The organism is Bartonella sp. TS82HLJMH, assembly GCF_042193495.1.
GTDB lineage: Bacteria > Pseudomonadota > Alphaproteobacteria > Rhizobiales > Rhizobiaceae > Bartonella > Bartonella grahamii.
Genome location: NZ_JBHILU010000038.1, coordinates 1 through 1,248, shown reverse-complemented (window position 1 = coordinate 1,248; position 1,248 = coordinate 1). Strand labels below are relative to the sequence as shown.

Below are 1,248 nucleotides of genomic sequence, written 5' to 3'. Positions count from 1 at the left end.
GTTTGCGCCCATCTTGACCAATCCCGTGCAGATGAAAAACACGGGCATAAATGGACCTTTGTCTTTGAAGGTGATCACAAAGCCCATGGCAATCCTCATGAACCCTTGAGCGATACAGCACAGATAAAAATGCAAGCCGATTGCGCCCTGCTCTACGAGATGTTTGTCGATTTGGTGGCGCAAAACAGACGCTTAAATGCTGATGCAATTCGTGACACACAAGCAGAAACTTTTATAGGCACCCAAGCTCTCAAACTTGGATTAGCAGATGCGCAAGGCACCCTTGCGCAAGCTTTGGAAGCCTTAACGGATTCCATATCACAAACCTCAACAGCAACAAAAGAAGGACAAAACACATGGCACGCACAAAATACCGCGCTGAAGAAGAGGAAGATGAAAAGATCGTCGACATCATCAATGACGAGGAAGAGGACGAAGACGATAGTGACATCGACAAAAACGCCGAAGACTTCGACGATGAAGAAGACGAAGACAATGAGGACAATGAAAACAAGCGCGAAGATATGAAAGCCGTGCTTGAAAAAGAAAGAAAGCGCGCAAAAGCACTAACAACCCTTGAAAGGCAAGCAAAGCACTTAGGCGTTTCTTTTGACGCAGCAAAAGCTATTCAAAACGGTATGAGTCTCGAGAAAGCACGCCAGTGTGTGTTGACGGCTGCTAGCTCTCAAAGCGCGTCTTTAAAAGTCTCGCCTTATACCCCTCATAGTGATGGGACGAGCAAGGCAAAGATTCATACAAAATGGGAAGCAGCTTGGAGGGCAGTGAAATGACGAATATTATTTATGACGACGTACGCAATGGCGCTTATCTTGGACCCTACGACCCTGATATGTCAAACGAAGAAGTGGTGTTTGCATCAGGAGCATTCATTGAAGCGGGAACTGTCATGGGGAAGATAACCGCAACGGAACACTATGTCCCCCTTAATCCAGCAGCATCAGATGGCAGTCAAACACCGGCAGGGATTTCTTTTGCCACTATTGACGCAACAGAAGCAGATCAACGCGCCGTGATTACAGCACGCTTATGCACTGTAAAAGCTTCTGAACTGCTATGGCCAGATGCCATCACGGATGAGCAAAAGAAAGCAGCCATTCAGTCTTTAGAAGACCATAACAATATTTTATTGCGATAGGAGAATGCACACATGGATATGAATTTTTTTAAACATGATGCTTTCTCAAGCATCACAATGATGAAAGCCATTGAAAACTATGAGTTTCAACC

General features: G+C 45.4%; 3 protein-coding genes. All 3 read left to right on the top strand.

Going from position 1 to position 1,248, the window contains the following annotated elements; all coding sequences use genetic code 11:
• On the top strand, positions 1 to 528 hold a 528-nt coding region (locus ACFIKO_RS08755), incomplete at its 5' end, for a S49 family peptidase (RefSeq protein WP_375673808.1).
• The gene (locus ACFIKO_RS08750; RefSeq protein WP_375646815.1) at positions 525 to 791 is read left to right on the top strand and encodes a hypothetical protein; all 267 of its coding nucleotides are present in this window, start codon (positions 525 to 527) and stop codon (positions 789 to 791) included. The genes ACFIKO_RS08755 and ACFIKO_RS08750, both read left to right, overlap by 4 nt.
• Positions 788 to 1,156: a head decoration protein gene (locus ACFIKO_RS08745; protein ID WP_375673807.1), complete on the top strand. Its 369-nt coding sequence runs from the start codon at positions 788 to 790 to the stop codon at positions 1,154 to 1,156. Before ACFIKO_RS08750 ends, ACFIKO_RS08745 begins: the two co-directional genes overlap by 4 nt.
• The last annotated feature ends 92 nt before the right edge of the window (positions 1,157 to 1,248 follow it).